Annotated in this window: 22 protein-coding genes; 11 read left to right on the forward strand and 11 right to left on the reverse strand. The window is 72.0% G+C overall.

Translation table 11 applies throughout. From position 1 onward, the window contains the following. Positions 1-5: 5 nt before the first annotated feature. Positions 6-1721, reverse strand: a complete 1716-nt coding sequence (locus AB0J69_RS38295) for a thiamine pyrophosphate-binding protein (RefSeq protein ID WP_364127986.1) — start codon at positions 1719-1721, stop codon at positions 6-8. Continuing rightward, positions 1718-3166, reverse strand: coding sequence for an aldehyde dehydrogenase family protein (locus AB0J69_RS38300; protein ID WP_364127989.1), 1449 nt, complete (start codon positions 3164-3166; stop codon positions 1718-1720). Before AB0J69_RS38300 ends, AB0J69_RS38295 begins: the two co-directional genes overlap by 4 nt. A gap of 250 nt (positions 3167-3416) precedes the next feature. Here AB0J69_RS38300 and AB0J69_RS38305 point away from each other — a divergent pair, with 250 nt between their 5' ends. The 4 genes from AB0J69_RS38305 to AB0J69_RS38320 all read left to right on the forward strand — a co-directional run bounded on the left by AB0J69_RS38305 (position 3417) and on the right by AB0J69_RS38320 (position 7255). After that, entirely contained in the window at positions 3417-4148 is a 732-nt protein-coding gene (locus AB0J69_RS38305; RefSeq protein WP_364127992.1) for an IclR family transcriptional regulator, read from the forward strand. 15 nt (positions 4149-4163) lie between these two features. Continuing rightward, positions 4164-5321 carry a CoA transferase gene (locus tag AB0J69_RS38310; RefSeq protein ID WP_364127995.1) on the forward strand — a complete coding sequence of 386 codons (1158 nt, stop codon included), beginning with the start codon at positions 4164-4166 and terminating at the stop codon, positions 5319-5321. Next, positions 5318-6100, forward strand: a complete 783-nt coding sequence (locus AB0J69_RS38315) for a citryl-CoA lyase (protein ID WP_364127998.1) — start codon at positions 5318-5320, stop codon at positions 6098-6100. Before AB0J69_RS38310 ends, AB0J69_RS38315 begins: the two co-directional genes overlap by 4 nt. A gap of 213 nt (positions 6101-6313) precedes the next feature. Further along, positions 6314-7255, forward strand: coding sequence for a ThuA domain-containing protein (locus AB0J69_RS38320; RefSeq protein WP_364128001.1), 942 nt, complete (start codon positions 6314-6316; stop codon positions 7253-7255). A gap of 54 nt (positions 7256-7309) precedes the next feature. On the opposite strand, the gene AB0J69_RS38325 is transcribed toward AB0J69_RS38320, so the two are convergent. Continuing rightward, entirely contained in the window at positions 7310-7990 is a 681-nt protein-coding gene (locus AB0J69_RS38325; RefSeq protein WP_364128003.1) for a GAP family protein, read from the reverse strand. Positions 7991-8074: 84 nt separating this feature from the next. Between AB0J69_RS38325 and AB0J69_RS38330 the strand changes: the two genes are divergently transcribed. Both AB0J69_RS38330 and AB0J69_RS38335 read left to right on the forward strand, forming a co-directional pair. Further along, on the forward strand, positions 8075-8716 hold the full coding sequence (locus AB0J69_RS38330; protein WP_364128005.1) for a TetR family transcriptional regulator C-terminal domain-containing protein: 642 nt from the start codon (positions 8075-8077) through the stop codon (positions 8714-8716). Between the two features lie 85 nt (positions 8717-8801). After that, entirely contained in the window at positions 8802-9119 is a 318-nt protein-coding gene (locus tag AB0J69_RS38335) for a hypothetical protein (protein ID WP_364128007.1), read from the forward strand. Positions 9120-9164: 45 nt separating this feature from the next. Here the strand turns inward: AB0J69_RS38335 and AB0J69_RS38340 are convergent, their stop codons facing one another. The 3 genes from AB0J69_RS38340 to AB0J69_RS38350 all read right to left on the reverse strand — a co-directional run bounded on the left by AB0J69_RS38340 (position 9165) and on the right by AB0J69_RS38350 (position 10722). Further along, on the reverse strand, positions 9165-9320 hold the full coding sequence (locus AB0J69_RS38340) for a hypothetical protein (RefSeq protein WP_364128010.1): 156 nt from the start codon (positions 9318-9320) through the stop codon (positions 9165-9167). A gap of 118 nt (positions 9321-9438) precedes the next feature. Next, on the reverse strand, positions 9439-9948 hold the full coding sequence (locus AB0J69_RS38345) for a DinB family protein (protein ID WP_364128012.1): 510 nt from the start codon (positions 9946-9948) through the stop codon (positions 9439-9441). A 63-nt stretch (positions 9949-10011) separates the two neighbouring features. Next, a complete protein-coding gene (locus AB0J69_RS38350; protein ID WP_364128014.1) occupies positions 10012-10722 on the reverse strand; it encodes a class I SAM-dependent methyltransferase in 711 nt (236 codons plus the stop codon). Positions 10723-10855: 133 nt separating this feature from the next. Between AB0J69_RS38350 and AB0J69_RS38355 the strand changes: the two genes are divergently transcribed. The 3 genes from AB0J69_RS38355 to AB0J69_RS38365 all read left to right on the forward strand — a co-directional run bounded on the left by AB0J69_RS38355 (position 10856) and on the right by AB0J69_RS38365 (position 13124). After that, the gene (locus tag AB0J69_RS38355) at positions 10856-11434 is read left to right on the forward strand and encodes an XRE family transcriptional regulator (RefSeq protein ID WP_364128016.1); all 579 of its coding nucleotides are present in this window, start codon (positions 10856-10858) and stop codon (positions 11432-11434) included. A gap of 266 nt (positions 11435-11700) precedes the next feature. Continuing rightward, positions 11701-12678 carry an aldo/keto reductase gene (locus tag AB0J69_RS38360; protein ID WP_364128019.1) on the forward strand — a complete coding sequence of 326 codons (978 nt, stop codon included), beginning with the start codon at positions 11701-11703 and terminating at the stop codon, positions 12676-12678. A 314-nt stretch (positions 12679-12992) separates the two neighbouring features. Beyond that, positions 12993-13124, forward strand: a complete 132-nt coding sequence (locus AB0J69_RS38365; protein ID WP_364128022.1) for a hypothetical protein — start codon at positions 12993-12995, stop codon at positions 13122-13124. Positions 13125-13239: 115 nt separating this feature from the next. On the opposite strand, the gene AB0J69_RS38370 is transcribed toward AB0J69_RS38365, so the two are convergent. From AB0J69_RS38370 to AB0J69_RS38390, 5 genes are all read right to left on the reverse strand, one after another. After that, entirely contained in the window at positions 13240-14364 is a 1125-nt protein-coding gene (locus AB0J69_RS38370; protein ID WP_364128025.1) for a hypothetical protein, read from the reverse strand. Positions 14365-14410: 46 nt separating this feature from the next. After that, positions 14411-15553 carry an ATP-binding protein gene (locus tag AB0J69_RS38375; RefSeq protein WP_364128028.1) on the reverse strand — a complete coding sequence of 381 codons (1143 nt, stop codon included), beginning with the start codon at positions 15551-15553 and terminating at the stop codon, positions 14411-14413. A 210-nt stretch (positions 15554-15763) separates the two neighbouring features. Next, positions 15764-17884 (reverse strand): serine/threonine-protein kinase, encoded by a 2121-nt coding sequence (locus AB0J69_RS38380; protein ID WP_364128030.1) that lies wholly within the window; start codon positions 17882-17884, stop codon positions 15764-15766. A gap of 91 nt (positions 17885-17975) precedes the next feature. Then, on the reverse strand, positions 17976-19595 hold the full coding sequence (locus AB0J69_RS38385; RefSeq protein WP_364128033.1) for an MFS transporter: 1620 nt from the start codon (positions 19593-19595) through the stop codon (positions 17976-17978). Beyond that, on the reverse strand, positions 19592-21097 hold the full coding sequence (locus AB0J69_RS38390) for an FAD-dependent oxidoreductase (RefSeq protein ID WP_364128036.1): 1506 nt from the start codon (positions 21095-21097) through the stop codon (positions 19592-19594). The genes AB0J69_RS38385 and AB0J69_RS38390 overlap by 4 nt, the downstream gene beginning before the upstream one ends. Before the next feature lie 217 nt (positions 21098-21314). Between AB0J69_RS38390 and AB0J69_RS38395 the strand changes: the two genes are divergently transcribed. Both AB0J69_RS38395 and AB0J69_RS38400 read left to right on the forward strand, forming a co-directional pair. Continuing rightward, on the forward strand, positions 21315-22583 hold the full coding sequence (locus AB0J69_RS38395) for an MFS transporter (RefSeq protein ID WP_364128039.1): 1269 nt from the start codon (positions 21315-21317) through the stop codon (positions 22581-22583). After that, a complete protein-coding gene (locus tag AB0J69_RS38400; protein ID WP_364128042.1) occupies positions 22580-24589 on the forward strand; it encodes a prolyl oligopeptidase family serine peptidase in 2010 nt (669 codons plus the stop codon). The genes AB0J69_RS38395 and AB0J69_RS38400 overlap by 4 nt, the downstream gene beginning before the upstream one ends. Positions 24590-24602: the final 13 nt, after the last annotated feature.

Here is a 24602-nt window from a genome sequence, read left to right on the forward strand (position 1 = left end):
GCGGGTCAGTCGGTGAAGAGGCCCTGGTAAATGTCCTTGATATTCCAATGGCCCGGCGTCGGCACCGGTTCGTTCACCATCGGCACATCGATCACGGCGGGCCGCCGGTTCGCGATGACCTCGCGCAGCGCCGTGCCGAGGTCGGCGGGCGTGGCGACGGTGCGGCCGTCGGCCCCGCAGGCCCGGGCGAGCGCCGCGAAGTCGGGGCTGTACGGCAGGCCGGCCGGGTCGGTGAAGTCGCAGCCGTGGCTGCGGCCGTAATGCGCCGACTGCAGGTCCGAGATCGTGCCGTGGGAGCGGTTGTTCATCACCACGAACACGACGGGCGCGCCCTGCTCGACCGCCATGGGCAGCGCGGGAAGCTGCGCGCTCATGCCCCCGTCACCGATGAGCGCCACCACGGTCCGGCCCGGCTCGGCGAGCTGCACGCCGATCGCGGCGGCCGGGCCGAAGCCCATGGTGGAGGCGCCCCCCGGGGTGATGAAGCGGCCCTCGGCGGGCAGCTCGTAGCACTGGGCGACGCCGTTCTTGTTCCAGCCCACGTCGGTCACCAGGATCGCGTCCGGCGGCAGCGCGTCCCGCAGGTCCTTCAGGATGCGTTCGGGCCGCAGCGGGAAGTCCTCGCTCCGGCCGCGTTCCCGGCTGGCCGCGAACAGCTCCGATCGAGCCTCCAGAATCTGCTTGCGCAGCTCGGGGCGGGTGCGTGGCGCGTGTGCCGCCGCCGCGCCGGCGATCGCCTTGACCGCGAGCCGGACGTCGGCCACGGCGCCGATCTCCGCCGGGTAGTTGCGGCCGATCTCGGCCGGGTCGATGTCGATCTGGATGAGCGTGCTGCCGGAGAAGTCCCAGGTGAAGCGGGAGTCCCAGGAGCTGGCGTCGGTCTCGGCGAACCGGGTCGCCAGCGCGAGCACCACGTCCGCCTCGCGGGCGTAGGTGTTGGTGAGGTCCAGGCCCCAGAACCCGGGCATCCCGAGGACCAGCGGGTGGGCGTCCGGAACCGTGCCCTTGGCCATGAGCGAGTGGGCGATGGGGATGTCGAGGTGCTCGGCCAGCCGGATCAGCGCCTCCGTCTCCTCGCGCAGCCCGCCGCCGACGTAGATCAGCGGCTGCTCGGCGGTGGCCAGCCGGGCCGCGATCTGCTCGGCGGTGGCCTCCGGCAGGCCGGGCAGGGCCGCGTGGCTGTTCGGCGGGTACGGCGCGGCGGGCCGGGAGAAGACGTCCATCGGCACGTTCACCAGCACGGCGCCGGGACGGCCCGAGGTGGCCGTCCAGAAGGCGCGCTCGACGAAACGGCCGAGGTCCTGGGCCCGGTGCACGTTCCAGGCCCGCTTGACGAACGGCCGGAAGACGCTCGCCTGGTCGGCGTCGGCGTGCAGGTTGATCTCCTGGTGCGGATGCCGGCCGTGGTAGTAGGAGGGGATGTCGCCGGAGATCACCACCATCGGCACCGAGTCCAGGGCGGCCGTCATGACGCCGGTCGCGGCGTTGGTCAGGCCGGGTCCCACGTGCACGAGCAGCACGCCGGGCTTGCCGGAGGCGCGGGCGTAGCCGTCGGCGGCGTGCGCGGCGGCCTGCTCGTGGCGGGCGATGACGAAGCGGATGCGGCTGTCGGCCAGCGCGTCCAGGACGGCGATGTTGGTGTGCCCGCAGGTGCCGAAGACGTACTCGACGCCGAGCTCCTCGAGCTGGGCGACGAGGGCGTGGGCGGCCGTGTTGGTCACTGGTCTCCCCAGATGGTCAGGCCCTTGAGCAGCAGGGTCTTGGTCACGGTGAAGTCCTCGATCATCCAGCGGGGCGACTCGCGGCCGATGCCGGAGTCCTTCACCCCGCCGAACGGGACGTGGTCGAGGCGGAAGTTGGACGAGCCGTTCACGACCAGGCCGCCGACCTCCAGCTCGCGCCAGGCCGTCACGATGCGGCGCACGTCGTGGGTGAACAGCCCGGCCTGCAGCCCGTACGTGCTGCGATTGCACTCCGCCAGGACCTCGTCGAAATCGTCGTAGGGGAGCACGGCGACCAGCGCGCCGAACACCTCCTCGCGCACGACCCGGGCCTCGGCGGGCGGGGCGGCGACGACGGTCGGCGCCATCACCGCGCCCTCGCGCGTGCCGCCGATCGTCACCCGGGCGCCCTGACCGGCCGCCTCGGCGGTCCAGCGGACCACCCGCTCGGCCGCGTCGTCGTCCACCATCGAGCCGACGTCGGTGCCCGGATCCAGCGGGTCGCCGACGACCAGGGCCTTCACCTCGGCGGTCAGCGCTTCGGCGAACTCCTCGAACCGGCCGCGCTGGACGTACACCCGCTGGACCGAGATGCAGCTCTGGCCGGAGTTGCTGTAACCGGTGCGGGCGCACACCCGCGCGGCGGCCGGCACGTCGGCGTCCTCGCAGACGATGGTCGCGGCGTTCCCGCCGAGCTCGAGCATCACCCGCTTCGGACCGGCGGCGTGGGCGACGGCGTGACCGGCCGTGACACCGCCGGTGAAGCTGATCACGGCGATCTCCGGCGCGGCGCACAACCGCGCGCCCACCTCACCGCCCCCGTGCAGGACCTGCACCGCCTCCACCGGCATCCCGGCCTCGAGCAGCAGCTCCACCAGCGCCGTGGAGACCGCGGGCGCCTGCGGCGGCGGCTTGACGATCGTGGTGTTTCCGGCCGCGAAGGAGGCGGCGAGCTTGTGCGCCAGCAGGTTCGCGGGCGCGTTGAACGGCGTGATCGCCAGCACCGGGCCCGCCGGGGCCCGCTGCGTGAGCGCGGTGTTGCCCACTCCGCGGGCCCAGCCCGCCACCGGCAGCACCTCGCCGCCGATCATCCTCGCCTCGGCGGCGGCGACGGACAGGGTGTCCGCCACCCGCAGGATCTCGCCACGCCCGTCCTTGAGCGGTTTGCCCAGCTCCAGCGCCAGCAGGCCGGCCAGCCGGTCGTTCTGCGCCGTGGCCGCGGCGGCGGCACGTTCCAGGATGTCAGCCCGGGTGGCGGGCGCCAGCCGCGCGACCTTCCTGGCCGACCGCCGGGCGTAGGCCAGGGCCGCGGTGATGTCGCCGGGCTGTGCGGTCCGTGCCCGGCTGACGGTTTCCCGCAGGTAGGGGCCCATGCGGTCGGCGTGCTCGCCGCCGGTCAGCCATTCTCCGGCGACTAAGCAACCGGCTTCGTGGATGGTGCTCATGGTCGATGACTCCCATTGATCCGCGCAGCGGTTCTTAGATTCCGCACTGTGGATTGCCTCACGGTATGAGGACGGCGAAGGTTCTGGCAAGAGGCTCGTGCAATCCGCTTGATGGAGCATATGGACCGCCAAGCGGACTGGGTGTTAGCGTACGGACCACATGAGAGGGTGAGCAGCAGGTTCACCTTCGACTCACTAGTGAGGATCCGTGCCTTCGAACATTCCTGCAGCGTCGGGGGAGAGCGGGGGTGTGCGCAGCGTCCAGCGCGCGTTCGACATTCTCTCGCTGCTCACCGAGGACCGGCGGACGTTGACGATCCGGGAGGTCGTCGACGAGACGGGGCTGGCCAAGACCACGGCGCTGCGCCTGCTGCAGACCCTGGAGCACATGGGCCTGCTGTGGGCCACGCCCAAGGGCTACGCGGCCGGTCCGGCTCTGTGGCGCTGGGCGCACCTGGCCCGCTCGGCGTGGGAGCTGCCGCCCGAGACCGTCCAGCTCATGCGCGAACTCGGCACCCGGCACCGCGAGACCGTCAACCTCTACGTCCTGCGCGACGTGCACCGCATATGCATCGCCCAGCAGGAGAGCCCGCAGCCGCTACGCCATGTGGTGCGGGTCGGCGACGAGCTGCCCCTGTGGGCGGGAGCCTCCTCCAAGGTCCTGCTCAAGGACGCGCCGGAGCGGCTGCTCCTGCGGGTGGCCCGCTCGTCTCCCCATGGGGCGGCACACGTGGCCACGTTGCGGGACTGGATCGACGAGGCGGCGCGCGACGGGTTCGCCGTCAGCCACGGCGAACGCGAGCCCGGCCTGTCCGCGGTCGCCGTCCCGGTCACGGGCGGCTCGCGGACGACCGTGGCGGCGCTGACGCTCAGCGGCCCCACGGTCCGCTTCACCGACGACCGTGTCGAAGAATTCGCCGCGGATCTGCGCGAGGCCGCCAAGCGCATGTCGGAGCGCGGGTTCGACCATCCGCTGACTTGACTCTATGGAGCGTGAATGCAGCAGTTGCCACTGGACGGCGTCAAGGTCGTGGACCTGACCAACGTTCTGGCCGGGCCGTACTGCAGTTACCAGCTGATGCTGTTCGGCGCGGAGGTGGTCAAGGTGGAGCTGCCCGGCGCCGGGGATCTCGCCCGGCGGCTCGGCCCCGACCCGGAGCTCAACCGGGAGCAGATGGGTGCCTCCTTCCTCGCCCAGAACGCCGGCAAGAAGTCGGTCGAGCTGGATCTGAAGAGCCCGGAGGGCCGGGCCGCCTTCGAGCCGATGGTCGCCGGGGCCGACGTCCTGCTGGAGAACTACCGGGCCGGGGTGCTGTCCAGGCTCGGCTACGGATGGGAGCGCCTGCGGGAGCTCAACCCCGGCCTGGTCTACTGCGCGATCTCCGGCTTCGGCCAGAGCGGCCCGATGAGCGGGGCGCCCGCCTACGACCAGATCATCCAGGGGTTGTCCGGCATGATGAGCGTCACCGGCACCCCTGACACGGCCCCGTTGCGGGTGGGGTTCCCCATCTGCGACACGGTCGGCGGGCTGATGGCCGCCCTGGCGGTCTCCGCCGCGCTGGCCGGGCGGCACCGTACCGGCCGTGGCTGCTTCCTGGATCTGTCGATGCTGGAGGCGTCGATCTCCGCCATGGGCTGGACGGTGTCGAACTACCTGATCAGCGGGGTGGAGCCAGAGCCGATGGGCGACCAGAACGCCACCGCCGCCCCCTCCGGCACCTTCGAGACCGCCGACGGGCCCCTGAACATCGCCGCCAACCAGCAGGCCCAGTTCGAGACCCTGTGCCGGCTCACCGGGCGGCCCGACCTGGCCACCGACCCCCGCTTCGCCGAGCGGGAGGCGCGCAAGACCAATCGGCAGGCCCTCAACCAGGAGCTCAACCAGGCCCTGCGGGCCAAGACCGCGCTGGAGTGGGAGGAGATCCTCTCCCGCGAAGGCGTCCCCGCCGCCCGCATCCTCACCGTGCCGCAGGCGCTCGAGCTCGACCAGGTACGTCATCGCGGCTTCCTCACGGAGGTCCCCTTCGCGGGAGCGGGCGAGCGGCAGGTCACCCTCACCGGGAACGGCGTGGTCGTCGACGGCGTCGCCCTGCGCCCGCGCGGGTCCGCCCCGCTGCTCGGCGAGCACAACGACGAGTTCGAGGCCGTGTCATGAGCGAGCGGGCCACGGGCGCCGGCCCCGGGTCGGGAGGCGGCGCCGGGGCGGCGGCGGACTGGTGGGCGACCGCGGTGTCGCGGATCGAGCCCGACGTCATCGAGCTGCGCGGGCAGCCGGTCCAGGAGCTCATCGGGCGGATCGGCTTCGCCGAGATGATCTGGCTCATGCTCCGCGGCGACCGGCCGGATCCCCGCCAGGCGGCGCTGCTGGAGGCGGCGCTGGTCTCGTCGGTCGACCACGGGCCGCACGCCCCGTCCATCGCCGTCGCCCGGATGGCCGCCACCTGCGGGGTGGGGCTCAACAATGCCGTCGCCACGGGGGTCAACCTGCTCGGCGACGTGCACGGCGGGGCGGGGGAGCAGTGCGTCCGGCTGCTGGAGGAGGTGGTCGCGGACGGGGACGCGGCCGCCGTGGTCGCCCGCTGGCGGGCGCGTGACAAGTACCTGCCCGGGTTCGGGCATCGCTTCCACACGCGCGATCCGCGCCGGGACCCGCTGCTGGACCTGGTGTCCGAGGCCGTCGCGGCCGGAGTGGTGCCGGGCGCGCACCTGCGCGCCGCGATCGAGGTCGAGCGGCTGATCGCGCCGGTGCCGATGAACATCGACGGGGCGACCGCGGTGATCTACGCCGAGCTGGGCTTCCCCGCACCCCTGGCGCGTGGTCTCTTCGTGCTCAGCAGATCGGTCGGGATCCTGGCCCACGCCTGGGAGGAAACCGGGCAGGGGCGGCGCAACAAGGGGCCGATCCCGCCGTCCATCCTGCCGACCTGGCTCTGAGTGTCCGCGAAAGGGGCTCCGCGGCGGCGGAGCCCCCTTTCGCGCGCCGCTTCCGCGGTCTGCTCAGTGGACCACCAGATCCATAGAACGGATGAACCTTAAGTCCGATCCGGGAGTGAAGGCAAGAGCTTGTTCCCGCGAAGATCCGTGGTTACGCTCAAACCCCTGAGTGGACCATTCGATCCGCCTGACGGATCGTTACGCGAGGTGCCCATGCGCAGCAAACTCTCCATCGCCACCGCCACCGCGGCGGCGGCCATCCTGCTCACCGCCACCGCCCCCAGCTCGGCCGCCTCCCCGGAGGGGGCGCAGAACCTCGGCGATCCCGACTACGGGGTCTGTCGCGGCACCGACCCCCGCTGCTACCACGACTGGGGCAACTTCGACCCCGCCAAGGGCTACAAGCTGCTCGTCTACAGCCGCACCGCCGGTCCCCGCCACGCGCACCTCGGCACCCCGCTCGCGCCCGGCCTGAACCCGCCGCTCAACGACAACAACGTCGCCGTCAAGGCGGTGATCAAGCTGGGCCAGGAGAACGGCTTCGCGGTCGACTACACCGAGGACGTCACCCAGCTCTCCTCGGCCGGGCGGCTGCTGCCGTACAACGCGGTGATGTTCCTCAGCACCACCCGCGACACCCTCGACGACGCCGCCCAGACCGCGCTGCGCCAGTACATCCGCGCCGGCGGCGGCTTCGTCGGCGTGCACAACGCCTTCGGCACCGAGTACAACTGGCCCTGGTACGAGGGCCTGCTCGGCAACGCCAACTTCTACGACCACAGCGCCAACCAGCCCGGCACCGTCGTCACCGTCAACCGCCGCGACGTCTCCACCCAGGGGCTGCCCCGGACCTGGAGCTTCTCCGACGAGTGGTACAACCTCGTGCCCGCCCCGACCCGCGTCCGCGTGCTGGCCGAGGTGGACGAGTCGACCCTGGCCCGCGGCGTACGCGGCAACCTCGGCCACCCCGGGCACGGCGACGACCACCCGGTGAGCTGGTGCCAGTACTACGACGGCGGCAAGGCGTGGCTCACCACCCTCGGCCACGACGTCAAGGCCTGGACCGACGAGCCCATGGACGGCGACCAGTACTTCACCCAGCACCTGCTGGGCGGCGTCAAGTCCGTGCTCGGCATGGCGCCGTTCTGCCGCTGAGGTCAGGAGGCGGGGCCGCGCCGAACACCGGGACCCGGCCGCGGCCCGCGCCGTTCATCCCCATGGGGTGACGACGGTTACCTGCGGGAATATCTGGTCGACCGCCTCCAGGAGGATCACGCACCCCGCTATCCAGATCACCCAGCTCACCACCGTGCGGGATCCGGAGGAGATCTTCTTCTCCCACCGTTCGAACCGGGCGCGCAGCCGTTCGCCCAGGGCGAGCCATCCGGCGAAGAGCAGGATGCCCGGGAGCACCATGATGGTCACGTACCCGCCGAGGAGCGGCGACCACTGGACGGCGGGCAGGCCGGCCGAGGTCATGATGCCGACCGCGCCGAAGAACGGCACGGCGGTGGCGAACTCGAACAGCCAGGTCCCCAGCCCCAGCAGCAGCATCGAGCGGATGGTCAAGGGCCGATCCTGAACGGGCACGCGGTCGGGCTTCCTGTCGGGGATGAAGTAGCTCCCCACGATGAGTGCGGCGCCGACGGCGGCCTGTCCCCAGGCCCATCCGGTCCCGTCGACAAGTCGCACGACAGCGCCCAGGCCGAGCATCAGCACCACGCCCAAGGCGAAGTACGCGATCGCGACCGATCCGAGGTAACCGCCGAGCAGCGCGCCCATGCGGCGCGGCCTGGTCAGCAGGAGATAGAGCGTCACCCCGATCAGGGTGGGACTCAGCGTGTCGAGCAGGGCCAGTCCGAGCACCGCGCCAATCGTCTCGATCGACACATGCGTCTCCTTCCGGGAAGGTGGCGAACCGTAAATAACACACCCATGCTAATTAAAAAAGCACGCCCGTGTTAGCATGCGGGCGTGCCAAGACTTGTCGATCATGACCAGCGACGGGCCGAGCTCGGCGCGGCCGCCATCCGGGTGATCCTGCGCGAAGGCCTGGCCGGCGTGACGGTCCGCGGAGTCGCCGCCGAAGCCGGCTGGTCCACCGGGTCCCTGCGGCACTACTTCCGCAATCAGCACGAGCTGCAGACCTACGTCGTACAGGCCACCACCGACACCCTCCGCGGGCGGGTCCTCCCACGCCTTCAGCGGCCCCGCACCGCGAGTTCGGTGGTCGAAGGGGCCGCCATGCTCGTGGAGGAGATGCTGCCGCTCGATGCCGAGCGGCGCGAGGAATACGCGCTGTGGTCGGCGGTCGTGGAATGGGAGCGCCAGCACCCTCCGGAAGGAGGCTCCGTGACGTGGAACGAGCAGCGGGCGTTGTACCGCCTCTGCATCGGCCTCATCCGCGGTCACGAGCCGGCCCGCGAGCTGGGTCAGGCCACGCTCCCGCACCCTGATGCCGAGGTCGAGCTCTGGGCGGCGCTCCTGCACACGTTCGTCGACGGACTCGCCTCCCAGATCATGAACACCCCCGCCCAGGTGCCCCCCGACACCGCCGCACAACTGCTGCGCTCACTGCTGCGGGCCGTGCCCGGCGCCCGGCCGGTGCCAGGCTGATACGGCCTGCTACCTTCCTGGCCGGCTCGCCGCCGATGCCCCCGCGACCCGCGGCGCGGACCCGTGCCGCGGGAGCGGCAACGGAGTGGCCAGGAGGAGGACCCCGGCGATCGCGATCGCGATGCGGGGGCCGGTGACGGCGGCCGGCGGCGCCGACCCGTGGTGCTGCCCTGAGTGCGGGTCCCTGTGGGAGCCGCTCCCGGTGGCACCCACCCCGCGCACGCCGGCACGGATCCACCTCACCTGGAACGGCATCGTCATCGTAGGTTTCACCGTCGCGGGTGCCGTACTCCTGAGCGCGCTGGCCATAAGCGTCACCGCGTTCACTGTCCTGATCGGGGTCGGAGGGCTGGCGCTCGTCGCGCTGATGAGCTGGGGCCTCATCCGCACGTGGAACGACTGATGGCGGTGCGCGAAGGCTCCACCAGGGCGTGAGACACGAGATCGGCTACGGGTCGCTCGGCTTCTCGTCCGCGTCCCCGGCGGGTGTCACGGGCGGTTCGGCGGAGGGCGGGGGCGTCTCGCTGACGATCCGGTCTCTGTTCCTGAGGTACTCGGCGTCGTCCTGCCAGTGAATCCTGGGTCGTCTGGGTGCAGCGGGCATGCCAGCCACCGTAACCGGGCGATCTTCAAGAGCGCGTAACGTGAGCCCCCGCACTCGGTCCTGCGGGATCCGGGGCGGCGGCGCTCACGTGCACGGGGTGGCCCGGCGCGCCCGCTTGTCAGCGGCCGGTGGAACCGTCGATCCGCTCCCGGAGGATGTCGGCGTGGCCGGCGTGCCGGCCGGTCTCTTCGATCATGTGCACCAGGACCCATCGCATCGACGGTGCCGGCCCCGGGCGCGCGGGCCGGGGGGCGGGAAGGGACAGATCCGGGCAGGCGTCGATGACCCGGTTCGCCCGCTCGACGGTCTCGCGGTAGTCGGCGAGCACGCTGTCGACGGTGTCCTCCGCGGACGGCCGCATGGTCGCGCGCCAGTCGCCGGCGTCCTCACCGAGGAAGTAGAACCGTTCGACGAACGCCAGATGCCTGAGCAGCCCGAGCAGGTTGGTGCCCGAGGGCACTCCGGCCGTCCGGACCTGCGGTTCCGGCACGCCGGTGACCTTGTCGGCGATCGCGTTCCGCAGGTGGTCGAGGAAGCCCCGCAGGGTGGCCTTCTCGTCGGCGCCGGTCCGCGGGGGCGTGGTGTCCTTCGCCCGCGTTTTCGGTCGCTGCGCGCGGGTTCCTGGCATCGAGTGGCTCCGTTCCGACGTGACGTCGTGTGGTTGCGGTGTTCATCCGGGGTCATCCCGGCGTCATCCGGCGGTTCGCTGGACGAGCAGGACGTTGTCGATGACGGTGGCGGTCTCACCGGCGGGTCCGGTGGCCCGGCGGCGGGGCATGTCGGCGCGCAGGACGGACCAGTGCGCGGGGTCGAGATTGAGTTCGGCGGCGATCTCGGTGGGTGTGGGGAAGTGGGCGTCAGGGTCCTGGTTCCACGACCAGGGCGCGGTGGAGCCGTGGTCGACGACCAGCAGCAGGCCGCCGGGGTGCAGGGCCCGTGCGGCGGTGCGCAGGACTCGGCCGCGGAGCATCGGGAACGGGGTGTGGAAGTACTGGGCCGAGACGAGATCGAAGCTGCCGGACGGGAAGCTGCCGGACAGGTCGTGCTGCTCGGTGGTGACCCGGTCCGCGACGCCGAGCTCGCGGGCGCGGTCCCGTACCCGTTCGACGGCGGTGCTGGAGATGTCCACGGCGGTGACGTGCCAGCCCCGCCGGGCGAGCCAGATGGCGTCGCCGCCGGCGCCGCAGCCCAGGTCCAGGGCGGCGCCGGGGCGCAGCGGGGCGGCGGTCTCGGCGAGCAGCGGGTTGACGCGCGCGTCCCAGGTGCGCCGGGTGCGGTAGTGCCGCTCCCAGAACAGCGCGGCGTCCTCGTCCGCCGCGCCGTGTCCGCCCGCGCCGTGTCCGCCCGCGCCGTGTCCGCCCGCGGCGTCGGACGTGGGCCGCCGGTGTCCGGTGGGATCCATCTGAGTCGCCCCTTCGTCGGCCGGCGTGCCGTACGCGATCCGATGCGTACGTTCGGCGCCGGTGATGTACCGACAGCATCGCCACCCCTGTTTCCCACTTGCAAGAAAAGTTGCGGATCCGCATTATCGGAGCATGGACCATCCCTCAGGAGACGTTCTGGCCGGAGTCGGGCCCCGCTTGCGTGCTCTGCGCCGGGCGCGGGGCGCCACGCTGGCGACGCTGGCGGACGAAACCGGCCTCACCGCGAGCACCCTGTCCCGGCTGGAGAACGGCAAGCTGCGCCCCACGCTGGAGCAGCTGCTGCCGCTGGCCCGCGCCCACGGCGTCCCGCTCGATGATCTCGTCGCGGCCCCGCCCACCGGCGACCCGCGCATCCACCTGCGGCCGGTACGGCGATCCGGGCTGGTGCTGGTGCCACTGACCAGGCGGGCCGGCGGTATCCAGGCCTACAAGGTGATCTATCCCCCGGCCGGCCGATCGTCCACGATGAACCTGCAGACCCATGAGGGATACGAGTGGTTCTACGTCCTCAACGGGCACGTCAGGTTCGTGCTCGGCGAGCAGGAGTTCCGGCTCGGCGTCGGCGAGGCCGCGGAGTTCGACACCCGCATCCCGCACTGGATCGGCAGCGCCGGCAGTCAGTCCGCGGAGCTGCTCACCCTGTTCGGCGCGCAGGGAGAGCGCGCCCATCTGGCGCCGCCCGAGCACTGACCGACCCGGCCCTCCGCCGGCCGACCCGCCTGGTCAGGCGTTGAGCAGCCGCTCGCAGCAGCTCCCAGAGCCGCTGGGCGGGTAAGCCGCGCCGGGGTCGTGACGGGCGGCAGGTTCTGTACCGCCGCACCCCGCTCGGCGACCACCTCACCGGCTCTGCCCGACGCGCATGAAGCCGATCATTAAGCCGGACGCTGATTTGATTGCCCGCGCGCATCCCAGGCTGTGATCGTGAACGCATCGAGGTTGTCAGGAAGGACGGCGGGATGAAATCCAAGCGGCTCGGGCGCAGCGCGGTAGAGGTCACGGAGCTGGGTTTCGGCGGTGGTCCGCTGGGCGGGCTGTTCACGCCGCCGGACGACGACGCGGCCGCCGAGGCGCTGGCCGCGGCGTGGGCGGGCGGGGTCCGCTACTTCGACACCTCGCCGCACTACGGGATCGGGCACTCCGAACGCCGGATCGGCGAGTTCCTGGGCCGGATGCCGCGCGAGCAGTACGTCCTGTCCACCAAAGTGGGCCGGCTGCTGCTGCCGCAGGACGCGGCCGGCCGGATGGACGAGTATTTCCAGGTGCCCGCGACCCACCGGCGGGTTTGGGACTTCTCCCGAGACGGCATCCGGCGCAGCGTCGAGGACTCCCTCACCCGCCTGGGCGTCGACCGCATCGACCTGCTCTTCCTGCACGACGCCGAGGAACACTTCGAGGCCGCGCTCCGCGACGGCTATCCCGCGCTGGCCGAGCTGAGAGCGGAAGGCATCGTCGGCGCCATCGGGGCGGGCATGTACGACAGCGGCATGCTCACCCGGCTCGTCCGGGAGGCCGACGTCGACGCCGTCATGTTGTCCGGCTACTACACGTTGCTGGAACAGTCGGCCCTCGACGACCTGCTGCCCGCATGCGCCGAACACGGTGTCTCGATCCTCGCGGCGTCTGTCTTCAACTCCGGTGTCCTTGCCACGCCGCGCCCCGGACCCGACGCGCGATTCGAGTACCGGCCCGCCGCCGCGGAGGTGCTGGAGCGCGCGCACCGCATCGCTGACGTCTGCGAGGCCCACGGCGTGACACTGCCCGCGGCCGCGATGGCCTTCCCCCTGCGGCATCCCGCGGTCGCCGGCATCGTGGTCGGCATGCGCTCGGCCGAGGAGGTACGACGCAACCTGGCCGCGTTCGCCGGGCAGGTGCCGGAACGGCTGTGGACCGACCTGGCGGCAGCCGGGCTCATCGACGAGCGGGCGACCTCGTAGATCTGGTCGCACCCGTCGTGGCGACCGCGGCCGGTTCATCCGCGCATCCGGCCTGCCCGCCGCACCCGGCGGACAGCGCGCCCATCTCACCGTCACCGGCCTGCCCAGCGACTTCGACCCGGCGGCCCTGCAGACCGCCGCGTCCGGACGGTCGAAGGCCGGTCCTCCTCCCGAGGACCGGGGCCGGGCCAAGTGTCATGTCAACGACGATGACCTGTTGTCGAGCAAGTGCAGGGATCGCGCCCGCAGAACCGCGCTGACCCGTCCCCGGCGACGACTGGAAGCAGGTAACTCCCAACCAGAACGACGGTTACATGAAGCAGTCGACGTACACGGTCAACGCCGGCGACTTCCAGGCCAACGGCCTGTACGAGTTCATCGCCATCCTGCGGCAGGACGACGGCGCCGTGAGCACCGTACGCAGCAACGAATTCTTCATCAGCTGATCCAGCGTGAGCGGCGTCCGGCCACTTTGTGGTCGGACGTCGCTCATGTTCGACGAGGTCCACGGGGACCTGCGCACGCGCCGCTCCCGGCCGGACGGCACGATCAGCGCGGTGCTCACCTGGCCGGCTGCCATTGGGCTTCCATCCAGACCGTGTCGTCGTAGGTCAACGCTTCGATGCGGACGCCCGGCGTGGCCGGCGCCGGCACGTCGATCTCGCCGCAGTCGGCGACCACGCTGACCGACACCAGCGCGGCGCTGCCCACGACCGTGACGCGTGCCCGGGTGGCCGAGGTGGCGAGGACGACGAGGACCGCCTCGGTGAGATCCCGCCTGACCGCGACCGGCGGTGCCGGCCACTGGCCGCGCGCGTCCAGCTCCACCACGACGCCCTTGCGGTCCGCCACGTCGATGCAGTGGCGCAGCTCGTGCAGCAGGGGGTTGGCGACGGTGTCGGACTCGGCGAACAGCCTGCGCATGCGGGCCGCCTCGATGGCGCAGCTCCGCTGGACCAGCTGGTTCTCAGGGTGGAGCGATCCGTCGGCGAGCCCCTCCAGCAGCGGCACCGTGGTGACCGACAGCTCGGCGAAGCGCTGCTGCCTGCGGCGGTGCGACTCGGCGGCGACGGCTTCCGCGACGCGTACCCGCTCGATCTCCCTGCGCGCGGCCACCGCCGCCGCGCCGAGGCTGCGCAGCACGGTCGCCACCACCGCCACGCACAGCGGGAAGCCGATCACGGTCACCGACCCGGTCGCGAACCTGGCCAGCTCCCCACGGGAGGCCCCTTCGAGCAGGAGCAGGTTGAGCAGCGCGGTGAGCTCGTGGGCCAGCAGGAACAGCACCGCCGTGCGCAGCGGGCGGTCCAGCACCACCACGAGGCCCGCCCAGTTGGCCGCGCCGAACATCCAGTCCGTGCCGGTCGAGGTGCGGCCCTCCGGCAGGGTCGTGTACGACAGCATGGACGCGGCGAGCACGACCGCGATGGCCACGCCGCGCAGCCGGCCCCACGACCGCCCGCGGATGAGCAGCGCGGCCTCCGCGATCAGCACGACGCCGAGCAGCGCGAAGGCGCCCAGCTGCGTGAGCGGCGTGTCATAGGAGCCGAGGTGGCGCACCAGGTTGGTGAGCCCGAGCCCGAACACGATCGCCATGGCGATGACCAGCGTCGCCACCCGCAGGCCGCGCCGCAACTGCGCCCGCGTGGACTCCTCGACGGCGTCACCCGCAACGGCCGCGCTCATCCCCGGGACGCCGTTCGACCTCACGCCGTTACGACTCGCGTCGGTGTCACGCATCGGCGGTGTCTCCCGTCAGTGCCCGCCATTCGAGCCGGACCTGAGTCCCCTCGCCGGCGGCGGAGGTGACCGTGGCCGTGCCGCCGACGCGCTCCATCCGGCCGCGTATGGACTCGCGCACCCCGCGCCGGGTCCCCGGCACGGCGTCCGGCGAGAACCCCTTCCCCTGGTCGGCGATGTCGAGGCGGAGCGCCCGCGCGTCCCCCCGGAGCCGGACGGTCGCGCGGGCGGTGCCCGAGTGACGGCGTACGTTGGTGAGAGCCTCGCCCGCCGCGTCGGTGATCGCCCTGGCGACGTCGAACGGAAGGCGGAGCCGCTCGGGGCCGTCGAAGTCCACGGTCAGGTGCGTGACGGCGAGATCAGCACGCAGCAGGTCGACGAGGTCGGCCTCCTCGGGTGCCTGCCCGCTGACGGAGCGCAGCCTGTCCAGGTCGCGCCGCGCCTGCGGGGCCAGCCAGCCGGCGTCCGAGCGCACCTGCCCCAGGCCCACCATCAGCAGGGTCGTCGCCGCCGTGTCGTGCAGCGAGTTGACCTGCTCGCGTTCCTCGGCGCGTACGGCCTCGGCCACCGTGGCCTCGCCGCGCGCCCGCAGGGCCTCGGCCGCCATCAGGTCGGCCCGTTTCGCCGCATGGCGGACGAGGATCCAGGCCGCTCTGGAGAGCGCGGCGGCCGGCACCGCCCACATCGTCCCGGTGACCAGGCTCGCGTCCACCTCCCACGCCTCCGCCTCCGTGAGGATCGCCACCGCCCCGCCCCCGCCGACGAACGCCGCCGTGCCGCCCGCCGCCGGTGAGGTGTGCCACTGGTAGGTCACGCAGGCGAAGGTGACCAGCAGCCGCAGCCACCCGGTGTTCCTGTCCTCCACGGCGTCGGTCCAGAAGATGCTGCCGAACAGTCCCAGCAGGACGGCCACGTCGAGGGCGACCAGCGCGTTGCCCCGCCCCGCCCGCAACCACCACGCGAACACACAGGTCCACACCGCCGCGACGGCGACCACGACCGCGGTGCTCACCAGGTGCTCGGCCGGGGCCCGGAAAAGGGCGATGGCGCAGATCGGCACCAGCGTCGCCAGGCGTACCGCGCAGGCGTACCTGCGCCCGAAGCGCACCAGCAGCCGCGCAGCCTCCCCTGCCAACCGCCACCTCTCGAACCGCGCACGTCTCTGCAGTCACGGCAGCCTAACGTCTCCACCGCCGGGATATGTCGTGACTTGGGGAATTCGCACGGGGATCGGCAGGCGGGCGTCCGCCGGTACCGGATGGGCCACGCATGCGGAAGCGGTGCTGCGCCGTCAGGTGGGGGAGCGGGCCGAGTGCTCCGGCGCCGGCGGTTGAATCAGGTTCGGCTAGGGGGAGGCCGGGCCGAGGCTCCATCCGGTGACATTGCCCTTGACGTCGCCCGCGGCCAGCCAGGACGCCCCGTCGTCCTCGGCGATCGCCACCGAGTAGACGCGCCCACCGGCGGACTTCAGCGGGTCGCCGAGTTGCTTGCCGCTGCGCAGGTCCCAGACGCGGATGGTTCCGTCGAACCCGCCGGAGGCGACGACCGCGCGCCCCTTCACCCTGCCTACCGCCAGGCAGGCGATCTCGGCGGTGTGGCCGGAGAACGACGCGAACTCCTCGCCGCTGCGCGCGTCCCAGACGCGGACCTTGCGGTCGGAGCCGCCGCTGATCCCCACCGGCGTGCCGTCCATCGCGGTGGTCGCCACGGCGAAGACGTCACCGCTGTGGCCGCGGAAGGTGGCGCCCGCAGAGCCGGTCTCCAGGTTCCACACCTGCGCGGTGTCGTCGGCCGACGCGGTCACCGCGAACGGATGCCCGTCGATCGTGCCGGTCGCGACGCCGAACACCGGGTCACCACCCGCCGCCTTGGGCTGGGGCCCGGAGTCCTTGCCCGTCGTGGGGTCCCAGACGTGGACCTTTCCGGCCTCATCGCCGCTGACCAGGACCGTATTGCCCGACACCTGCGCGGAGGCGATCGTGTAGACCATCTTCCGGTGGCCTCGGTAGGTGGGGCCGAGCGGCTCGGTGCTCTCCGCGCGGGAGACGATGACGCCGCCGTTCCGCAGCCGCCTGAACGCGGCCGCCTGCCCGTCCACCTCGCCCACGTCGATGGCGGCGTCCGTCTCCTCGCCGCCGGTGGTCCTCAGCTCGGCGAGCTCGCTGGGGCGCGTGTCGAACTTCCACGCTCTGGCCACCCCCTTGGTGCTGCCGGCCAGCACCGCGCGCTGTCCGACGTAGGTGCTCACCGCCAGGCTGTTGACCTCGCCGCCGAGAGTGACCCTCGCCATCCTCCGGCCGTACGGCTGGGCGGCGACGCCGGCCGTCGCCGACGGTACGCCCGCCGTCGCCGAGGGCATGGGCGTCGCCGGAGAGTCGCTCGCTCCCTCTCGCAGGGTCACCACCAGCACGCTCACGAGCACCGCCACGGAGACGGCCGAGCCCACCACCAGGAGCCTGGACCGCTTGCCGCGTGGGTCCGTGATGAGGGCGGCCGGCGGCGCTCCCTCCGTGGGCGGCGCACCGAGAGCGGGTGTCGCGGCGGGCTCGGCGACGGGCTCGGCGACGGGCGGCCCGGCCGGCGGCCTGCCGGTGGACGAGGCCCAGGCGTGTGCCGCTCCAGCCGGTGGAGCCGCGCCCGGGTCCGCGCCGACGGGCCTGGTCACGCTCTGGTCGTGGCCGAGGAGGAGATGCAGGGCCTCGGCCGACGTGGGGCGTTCCCGCGGCGCCTTGGCCAGGCAGCGGACGAGAAGGGCGCGCAGGGGCTCGGGGACGCCGTCCAGCTGCGGCTGGTCGTTGAGGATGCGGTACATCACCGCGGGCAACGTGTCCTGGCCGAACGCCGGGCGCCCGGTCGCGGCGAAGCCCACGGTCACCGCCCAGCTGAACACGTCGGACGCGGGCAGCGCCGGCTCGCCGTGGATCACCTCGGGGGCCATGTACGCCGGGGTGCCCACTGAGCCGGCGGTGGCGGTCACGTCGACAGCGCGCGCGATGCCGAAGTCGATCACCCGGGGGCCGTCGGAGCCCAGCAGGACGTTCGACGGCTTGAAGTCGCGGTGGACGATCCCGGCCCGGTGGATGGCCGCCAGCGCGGTGGCCGTGCTGACCGCGATGCGGTCGAGCGCGCCTCCGGACCTGGGGCCGTGCTCGCGGACGGAATCCTGCAGCGACGGGCCGTCGACGAACTCCGACACGATGTAGGGCCGGTCGCCGTCGACCGCCACGTCCAGCACGCGGGCCGTGCAGAACGCGGCCACCCGCATGGCCGCGTCGACCTCGCGTAAGAAGCGCTCGCGCGCCTCGCTCCTGCCCGCCAGCCGGGCGTGCAGCACCTTGATCGCCACCCGCTCGCCCGAGGCGTGCTCGGCCAGGTAGACCACGCCCTGCCCGCCCTCACCGAGGCCGCCGACGACGTGGTAGTCACCCAGCCGGGTCGGTTCGCCGGCCTGCAGGGGGCGGAACATGGTTCCCGACGATACACGTTCGGCAGATAGAGGGCGATCCTGCACTTCACGGCCGCTGGACAGGGTTCTTCGCCAGGTCCCGACGGCCGGATCAGGGGACAGGTGAAGTGCCGGACGACCGCAGTTCCTCGGCCGTGATGCGTTCGAGCTGCTTGTGCCGGGTCTCCGGGCCGAACGCGATCAGGGCGATCAGGGCCAGGGCCATCGGGATGACGCCGACAGCGGCGGTCACCCGTACCGAGGGGACCGCGACGGCGGTGATCACCAGGGCCAGGATCAGCACCCCGCCGGCCTTGGTCGCGCCCGCGGACAGGCCGCTCGTGCGTGCGCGGACGACGGTCGGATAGATCTCGGCGGTGTAGGCGGCGAGCACGGCGTTCAGGATGCTGATCCCCCACACCGGCACGACGAGCAGGACGTACAGCAGGCCGCGATTGGCGGCCACCTGGTCGCCCAGCGCGGCGAAGGTGGCGAGCGATCCGCCCATCAGCGCGATGAGCAGGATGATGGTCTTCTTGCTGCTCCAGAACCCGTACAGCAGCGCGATCGGCACGCTGAACGGGAAGCCGATGATCGCGGCGTTGCGGAGGATCTCGCTGGCGTTCACCTCGGAGAAGCCGAGCCGCTGGAGGTTGGACGGCATCCACTGCTGGAAGCCGAACTGGGTGGTGCCGATGCTCAGCCCCAGCAGGACGACGACGGCGGTCAGGCCGAGGAACGGCTTGCTGAACGCCAGCCGGGTGCCGCGGTCCAGGTCGCGCTCGACGGCGAGCTCCGACTGCGTCTCGACGATGGTGGCGCCGTACTTGCGCATGACGGCCCTGGCCTCCTCGTCCCGGCCATGCATGATCAGGAAGCGGGGCGACTCCGGGATCCAGCGGTTCAGCAGAAGCAGGATGAGACCGGTGGGCAGCCCGACGAGCCACAGCAGGCGCCAGCCGAACGCCTCGGGCGCAGCCCAGGTGGAGGCGAGCCAGCTCACGATGATGTACGCGCCGGCGATGTCGCTGCCGATGAGCACGATCATCCAGCCGCGATGCCTTCTGGGCACCGTCTCCGAGAGCAGCACGAAGGTGAGGGGGAGCATGCCGCCGACGCCGAGGCCCATGGCGAGGCAGGTGACCAGGTTCATCCAGAATTCGGGCATCGTGCCGCACGTCGACGTCGCGATGAAGATGATCGCCGCCAGCAGGATGGACGCGCGCCGCCCGATGCGGTCGCCCAGCCAGCCCCAGACGAACGAGCCGATCATGATGCCGGTGACGCCGGACAACGGGTAGAGGGCGATCGGCAGCGCGTCGGCCGTCGGGTTCAGCGGCCCGCGCAGCCCGTACTCGGCCGCGGCGCCGGGAACGAGGAACGCGAAGGCGGTCGGCTTCATCACGTCGATCGTGATGGCGGCCGCCATGACCAGGAGCAGCCCGACGTGAGCGGGTCTGATCCGGGCGTCGTCGAGCGGGGCGATGCTCACCCTGCTCAGCTCGGGCCGCCTGCCACCCGACCGCGGGAACAGGCTGTAGGCGGTGACGCCGACGCCGACGAACAGCAGGACCATGCCGATGGCCATCTCGGTCGTCACTGGCATGCCGGCCATGTGATAGTGCATGTCACGGGCCATGAAGTAGCTCGGCAGCTGTAACAGCACGCCGACCGTCGTGATCGTCACGCCCGACCAGAACGCCGGCGTATGTCCATGCGAGGCGGCCCTCATGGTGCGCACCTTCCAGCCGTTTCCGGCAGGGAGTCGAGTACGGATGGCGGAGCCTGGAGCGCCAGGACCTCGAGGGCTGCCCGCATGTGGTCCTTCAGCCGTGTCCGATCCGTGCCGGCGGCCGACGGCGCGTGCCAGGCCCGGCGGATCTCGCGAATCCGGTTCCACCTGTGCCGAGCCGCGGCGATGAGCTCGGCGACCTCCGGCGGCGGGTCCGCGTCCGGCCGGAGAAACCCTTGGACCACGCCCATCGCCCAATGAGGTGCGACCCAGTCGTGATAGGCGCGCATCATGACCGCTCGCTGGCCCGCGAAGTCGTCCGGGTCGCGGGCGATGGCCTCGGCCAGCAACTCCGCCTGGACGAGGCCGAGCCCCGCGCCTCGGGAGGTGAGCGGATTCAGCGCCGCCAGCGCGTCTCCGATCTGGTGGAGCCCGCACGGTCCGGAGAACGCGGACAGGCGGATCCTGCTCCGCAGAAATCCGAAATCCTGGATCGGCGCGAGCGGGACCGCGTCCCGCAGGCACGATCGCAGCCGCTCGGACGCCAGAGCCGCGCGATAGGACTCGAGCATGACCTGCCGGCCGGGCGGATGCCGGTCGCCGCGCAGGGCGACGAGGACCGAGGCGAAGGGCGGATCGTGCACGAACAGCCGGACGTGCACGACATCCCTGGACGGAGCGGGGCTCCACAGCGCGACGGCGTCCTGCGCGGCGGCGAATCCCGCGTCGGTCAGCCGGAAGGGCTGTGAGGTGTAGTAGAGGTGCGATCTCATGCTGACGTACGGCGCGGCGGAGGCGAGCCGGGCGTGGATGCCCGTCGCGTCGATGACCAGCCGGGCGGGAAGGACGGCCGTCGCCGTGCGCACGCCGCGCACCCGCGCCCCGGGCTCATCCCCGGTCACCACGTCGAGCACCCGCTCGCCGAACCGGAGCGTCAGGCTGGGGAGATCCCGCGCGCAGGCGAGGAGGGCCCGTTCCAGCAGGGCCCGGCGAAGGGCCATGAAGGCGGCCGGTGAATCGCCGGGATGTTCGACCGCGTCGCGGGCGCCCAGCTCGTAGACCTTGCGCGTCACGTCGGGCAGCGATCGCCACAGGATGTCACGCGCTCCCGCCATGAGTTGGTGGGGGCGCCGGGCGTGTGCCGCTCCGGCGCGAAGGGCGGGATAGCCCTCGCGCCGGCCGAACGCCGCGCACTCGTCACGTTCGATGACCGTCACGGGCAGGCCGTGCCGGGCGAGCATCATCGCGACCGACATGCCGGTCAGACCGGCACCGACGACGACGATTCCTTTTTCGACTTCATTGGCAACCGAGGTATCGACCACGAATTTCACATTAGCCGGTGCATCGGCCGGGCCACAGGTCCGGAAAATGACATGGCAAATGTCCGCTTGCTGACCGGAAAAACTCTTTCGCCGCGCACCGGCGCCGGTAATGATGACCGGGCAAGTCCCGTGAATCCAGGAAGCGGGCTCACGGTAACCGCCGATCGAAAGGATCACAGCATGAACGACGTGCTGAAGCTGCAGATGCAGGCCACCGTCGACGCCGGCGACTCCGGCATCGAAGAGGACGCGCCCATCAGCACGCTGAGCTGGTCGCACTGCTCGAACGAGAACTAGGTCACCCCGGGCGCGGGACTCGTCGATTCCCGCGCCCACCCTTTTCGAATTGCCGGTGCCGTACGAAGTCAAAAACAAAGAATGGCGAGCTCCGACCATGGTGCACATCAAACGTGTTTCCGACCTCCGGCTTTACCTGACCGGGCAGGCCGCCTCGGTCTTCGGCAGCAGCCTCACCGCCACCGCCTCTTCCGTGGTCGCCGTGATCAACCTGCATGCCACCCCCCGGGAAATCTCCTTGATCGTGGTCAGCGCGACCCTGCCGGCCTTGCTGTTCGGGCCGATCTGCGGTGTCCTGGCGGATCGGATCGTCCGGCCGCGCCGCATGCTCGTGCTGATCGACCTGCTCTGCGGTGGCGTGGTGCTCGCCTGTGCCGCCGCGGCCTTCACCGGCGTGCTGACGATCGCCTGGCTGTGCGCGGTGGGTTTCCTGATCGGCCTGGCGGAGATCGTCGTCTTCGCTCTGTACTTCACCCATCTGCGCAGCCTCGACGATGTGGAGAACGTGGGAGCGGCCCGTGGGCGGCTGCAGTCCTCCGAGATGATCTCGCGTGCCGTCGCGGGCACGATCGCCGGTCCCTTGCTGGCGACGCTGGGTGCTCCGCTGCTGTTCCTCCTGGACTCGTTGACCTACGCCTTCAGCGCCTCGTGCCTGCGCGCCCTGCGATCACCGGATCGGCGGTCGGGCAAACCCGAACCCAAGGCCGGGATCCTGCGCGAGATGCGCGCCGGGGTGTCGGTGATCCGCGCGCACCCGCTGCTGTCCGCCTTCGCGGCCTACGCGTTCCTGCTCAACGTGGCGACCCAGGGCACGCTCGCCCAGCGCTCCCTGTTCCTGCTGGACACGTTGCACCTGCCCGTCGCCCTGTACAGCGCTCCCATGGTGGCCGCCACGCTCCTCGGCGCCGTGGGCTCGCTGGCGGCGCCCAAGCTGCTGGAGCGCGGCCACTCGCCGCGTCGCCTCCTGCTGGCGTGCTCGCTGGCCGCCGTGCTCGCGACCCTCGCGTTGCCGCTGGCCGGCGGGCCGCTCTGGGCGGTGCTGGCACTGGTCACGATCGGCATCGGGCTGCCCGTGTTCTTCGGGGCGGCGGGCAACCTGGCGCTCATCACCATCCTGTCCGACGACATCGGGGACGAGTACTTCGGCCGGATGACCACGCTGCTCACCACGGTCGTGACGCTCGCGAGCGCCGCCGGCGCCCTCCTGGGCGGCGTGCTCGGGGAGCAGTTCGGCGTGCGCAACGGTATCTGGCTGTGCCAGGCCATCGCTCTCGTCGCGGTGACCATGCTCCTCGTCTCCGTGCGGCGGGGCCGTGCGCGAGCTGCCGACGCTCCCGCTGGTACGACCGCGGGAGTGCCCTCGTGAGATACCCGGATGCGCGGCGGGACCCGGTGACGGAGCACCGTCACCGGCATCTCGTCGCGGACCCGTACCGCTGGCTGGAGGACCCGGACTCCGAGGACACCCGGCGATGGCTGCGGGAGCAGCAGGCGCTCAGCGTCGGCTGTCTGGAGCGGCTGCCGGGCAGGCGACGGCTGAGCCGGATGTTGCGCGACCTCGCCCCCCGGCCGTCCCCGTCCCCGGCCAGGACCGCGGGCTCCCGCGGGTTCCGAGCCGGTCCCTTCGGGCCGGACGAGCGCTGGACGCTACAGGTACGGGAGCGGGCGGGGTGGCGGACGGTCGTGGGCGTGACCGACCTGCATCCCCACGCCACCGTCGCGAGCTGGCAGCCGTCTCCCGCCGGGAGCCTCGTCGCGATCCAGGTCCTCGTGGCCGGCGCCGAGGACCGGACCCCCCTGTCGCTGGTGGACGTGACCACCGGACGCGTCGTGGAGACGGTGTCCGGGACCCGGTACTCCCCGATCGAGTGGCGGGCGGACGAGCAGGCGTACTTCTGCACGCGCGGCCACCTCGACCGGCCCGGTACGGGCGTCTACCACCACGAGGTCGGCGGCGACGTCACCGCGGACGAGCTGGTCATCGGCGACGAGGCGGCGACCACCCGCTATCACGTGGCGCTCTGGCACGACCGCTGGCTGGTCGTCACTGTCCGGGACGGGACCGCGCGCGACACGCGGGTGAGCGTCGCCGACGTACGAGCGGGCGGCCCGCTCCGCCCGCTGCCGCCGGCGGCCGGAGCCTCGGCCGTCGTGGTGGTGGACGACGACGACCGGCTGGTGGCCTCGTCCTCGACGGCCGGCGGCTTCGGGCAGGTGCTCGTCGCGGACCGGGCCGGCGACGGCTGGGGGCCCTGGCGGGTCCTGCTGCCCGAGGACACCTCCGGGGTCCTGGCCGGCGTGACCCTCGCCCGCACCGAGCGCGGCCGCCGCCTGGTCGCGGTGCGCAACCGGGACGGCGTCAGCCGGATGACCGTGCACGACGCGACGACGGGCGCCGCGCTCACCGAGGTCGGGCTGCCCGGTGACGGGACGGTGAGCTCGATCAGGCCGACGGGCGATCCGGCCGTCCTGGCCCTCACCTATGCCGGTTGGGACACCCCGCCGTCGGCCTGGCGGCTGGATGTGCGTTCCGGCCGCGTGACCCCGTGCGACGAGGCGCCGGCACGTCCGGACATCGAGGTCAGCCGGCACGTCTACCACTCGGCCGACGGGACCGAGGTCCCGCTGACCATCCTGGCCGGGTGCGGCGCGGAGCGTCCCCGTCCCACCCTTCTGGCCGTCTACGGCGGCTTCGGCATCCCGGCCCGCCCCTCGTTCCAGCCCGACCTGCTGGCGTGGGTGCTCAATGGCGGGTACGTCGCGGTCGCCGGGATTCGCGGCGGCGGCGAGCGGGGCCGCCGATGGCACCAGGAGGGCAGCGGGGCGAACAAGGGCAACGCTCTGGCGGACCTGCACGCCGCCGGTGACTGGCTCGTCCGGCACGGTTGGACGCGGCGGGACCAGCTGGCCCTGCTCGGCGGCAGCAACGGCGGCCTGCTGGCCATGGCGGCCGCGGTCCAGCGGCCCGAGGCGTACGCGGTCGTGGGGTGCGCGGGTGCGCCGTTCGACATGATCCGTTACGAACGCTGGGGGCTGGGCAAGGCGTGGCGCGAGGAGTACGGGTCCCCGGACGAGCCGGCGGGGCTCGAGGTGCTGTTGAGCTACTCGCCCTACCACAACGTGTCCGCCGGGCGCCGCCACCCCGCGACGATCCTGATCACGGGGAGCAATGACACGCGCGTGGACCCCCTGCACTCCCGCAAGATGGCCGCCCGGTTGCAGCACGCGACGACGGGCGGACCGGTCCTGCACTACGTGGTGGAGGGCGCGGGCCATACGGGGGCCCGCGGTGAGCAGGGGATCTGGAAGACGGCCGCCGCTCTCGCGTTCATCGCCCGGCATACCGGACTGGCGCTCGCGGACGACGGGTGAGGAGCGGCGGCAC

Origin of the sequence: Nonomuraea sp. NPDC049709 (genome assembly GCF_040674815.1) — a bacterium.
Classification (GTDB): Bacteria; Actinomycetota; Actinomycetes; order Streptosporangiales; family Streptosporangiaceae; genus Nonomuraea.